Source organism: Pseudomonas sp. AM8, from assembly GCF_036346475.1.
GTDB lineage: Bacteria > Pseudomonadota > Gammaproteobacteria > Pseudomonadales > Pseudomonadaceae > Aquipseudomonas > Aquipseudomonas marginalis.
This window is the reverse complement of record NZ_JAOTNX010000035.1, coordinates 1-3,366: the sequence shown is the minus strand read 5'-3', so window position 1 is coordinate 3,366 and position 3,366 is coordinate 1. Positions and strand designations below refer to the sequence as shown.

The 3,366-nt window shown below is 51.0% G+C and carries 2 rRNA genes; both read right to left on the bottom strand.

From position 1 onward, the window contains the following. Positions 1 to 17: 17 nt before the first annotated feature. Positions 18 to 133: ribosomal RNA gene (gene rrf, locus V3W40_RS34515) — 5S ribosomal RNA — on the bottom strand. Between the two features lie 152 nt (positions 134 to 285). Beyond that, positions 286 to 3,177 (bottom strand): 23S ribosomal RNA (locus V3W40_RS34510). Between the last annotated feature and the right edge of the window lie 189 nt (positions 3,178 to 3,366).

The window sequence follows — 3,366 nt, the reverse complement described above, 5'->3', positions numbered from 1 at the left end:
GGGGTTTCGGAATTTAATCTTGACGATGACCTACTCTCACATGGGGAAACCCCACACTACCATCGGCGATGCATCGTTTCACTGCTGAGTTCGGGATGGGATCAGGTGGTTCCAATGCTCTATGGTCGTCAAGAAATTCGGGTACTGAGTCGTGGCCGGCTGGCCTCGCTTCAGCAAATTGGGTATGTGACAGCTGTCGGTGTTTTGTAAGATCTCGAACTTTCGGTTCATTGCGTCTTCACACACCGCAATCTGGCCTTTCGACGCAAATTGCTTGGGTGTTATATGGTCAAGCCTCACGGGCAATTAGTATTGGTTAGCTCAACGCCTCACAGCGCTTACACACCCAACCTATCAACGTCGTAGTCTTCGACGGCCCTTCAGGGGACTCAAGGTCCCAGTGAGATCTCATCTTGAGGCTAGTTTCCCGCTTAGATGCTTTCAGCGGTTATCTATTCCGAACATAGCTACCCGGCAATGCCACTGGCGTGACAACCGGAACACCAGAGGTTCGTCCACTCCGGTCCTCTCGTACTAGGAGCAGCCCCTCTCAAATCTCAAACGTCCACGGCAGATAGGGACCGAACTGTCTCACGACGTTCTAAACCCAGCTCGCGTACCACTTTAAATGGCGAACAGCCATACCCTTGGGACCGGCTTCAGCCCCAGGATGTGATGAGCCGACATCGAGGTGCCAAACACCGCCGTCGATATGAACTCTTGGGCGGTATCAGCCTGTTATCCCCGGAGTACCTTTTATCCGTTGAGCGATGGCCCTTCCATACAGAACCACCGGATCACTAAGACCTACTTTCGTACCTGCTCGACGTGTCTGTCTCGCAGTCAAGCGCGCTTTTGCCTTTATACTCTACGACCGATTTCCGACCGGTCTGAGCGCACCTTCGTACTCCTCCGTTACTCTTTAGGAGGAGACCGCCCCAGTCAAACTACCCACCATACACTGTCCTCGATCCGGATAACGGACCTGAGTTAGAACCTCAAAGTTGCCAGGGTGGTATTTCAAGGTTGGCTCCACGCAGACTGGCGTCCACGCTTCAAAGCCTCCCACCTATCCTACACAAGCAAATTCAAAGTCCAGTGCAAAGCTATAGTAAAGGTTCACGGGGTCTTTCCGTCTAGCCGCGGATACACTGCATCTTCACAGCGATTTCAATTTCACTGAGTCTCGGGTGGAGACAGCGCCGCCATCGTTACGCCATTCGTGCAGGTCGGAACTTACCCGACAAGGAATTTCGCTACCTTAGGACCGTTATAGTTACGGCCGCCGTTTACCGGGGCTTCGATCAAGAGCTTCGCGTTAGCTAACCCCATCAATTAACCTTCCGGCACCGGGCAGGCGTCACACCCTATACGTCCACTTTCGTGTTTGCAGAGTGCTGTGTTTTTAATAAACAGTCGCAGCGGCCTGGTATCTTCGACCGGCATGAGCTTACGGAGCAAGTCCTTCACCCTCACCGGCGCACCTTCTCCCGAAGTTACGGTGCCATTTTGCCTAGTTCCTTCACCCGAGTTCTCTCAAGCGCCTTGGTATTCTCTACCCAACCACCTGTGTCGGTTTGGGGTACGGTTCCTGGTTACCTGAAGCTTAGAAGCTTTTCTTGGAAGCATGGCATCAACCACTTCGTTAACTAAAAGTTAACTCGTCATCAGCTCTCGGCCTTAGAATCCCGGATTTACCTAAGATTCCAGCCTACCACCTTAAACTTGGACAACCAACGCCAAGCTGGCCTAGCCTTCTCCGTCCCTCCATCGCAATAACCAGAAGTACAGGAATATTAACCTGTTTTCCATCGACTACGCTTTTCAGCCTCGCCTTAGGGACCGACTAACCCTGCGTCGATTAACGTTGCGCAGGAAACCTTGGTCTTTCGGCGTGGGTGTTTTTCACACCCATTATCGTTACTCATGTCAGCATTCGCACTTCTGATACCTCCAGCAAGCTTCTCAACTCACCTTCACAGGCTTACAGAACGCTCCTCTACCGCATCACTTACGTGATACCCGTAGCTTCGGTGTATGGTTTGAGCCCCGTTACATCTTCCGCGCAGGCCGACTCGACTAGTGAGCTATTACGCTTTCTTTAAAGGGTGGCTGCTTCTAAGCCAACCTCCTAGCTGTCTAAGCCTTCCCACATCGTTTCCCACTTAACCATAACTTTGGGACCTTAGCTGACGGTCTGGGTTGTTTCCCTTTTCACGACGGACGTTAGCACCCGCCGTGTGTCTCCCATGCTCGGCACTTGTAGGTATTCGGAGTTTGCATCGGTTTGGTAAGTCGGGATGACCCCCTAGCCGAAACAGTGCTCTACCCCCTACAGTGATACATGAGGCGCTACCTAAATAGCTTTCGAGGAGAACCAGCTATCTCCGAGCTTGATTAGCCTTTCACTCCGATCCACAGGTCATCCGCTAACTTTTCAACGGTAGTCGGTTCGGTCCTCCAGTTAGTGTTACCCAACCTTCAACCTGCCCATGGATAGATCGCCCGGTTTCGGGTCTATTCCCAGCGACTAGACGCCCTATTAAGACTCGCTTTCGCTACGCCTCCCCTATTCGGTTAAGCTCGCCACTGAAAATAAGTCGCTGACCCATTATACAAAAGGTACGCAGTCACCCAACAAAGTGGGCTCCCACTGCTTGTACGCATACGGTTTCAGGATCTATTTCACTCCCCTCTCCGGGGTTCTTTTCGCCTTTCCCTCACGGTACTAGTTCACTATCGGTCAGTCAGTAGTATTTAGCCTTGGAGGATGGTCCCCCCATATTCAGACAAAGTTTCTCGTGCTCCGTCCTACTCGATTTCATGACTAAGAGATTTTCGCGTACAGGGCTATCACCCACTATGGCCGCACTTTCCAGAGCGTTCCGCTAATCTCAAAGCCACTTAAGGGCTAGTCCCCGTTCGCTCGCCACTACTAAGGGAATCTCGGTTGATTTCTTTTCCTCAGGGTACTTAGATGTTTCAGTTCCCCTGGTTCGCCTCTTACGCCTATGTATTCAGCGTAAGATAACCATCTTATGATGGCTGGGTTCCCCCATTCAGACATCTCCGGATCAAAGTCTGTTTGCCGACTCCCCGAAGCTTTTCGCAGGCTACCACGTCTTTCATCGCCTCTGACTGCCAAGGCATCCACCGTATGCGCTTCTTCACTTGACCATATAACCCCAAGCAATCTGGTTATACTGTGAAGACGACATTCGCCGAAAATTCGATCATACTCAATTAAGAGCCACTCACAAATTTTACCTTAGCCTGAGCCGTTACCAGTGAAAGTAACGTTCAGTCTATCTTTCTATCACATACCCAAATTTTTAAAGAACGATCTAATCAAAGACTAGAAATCAA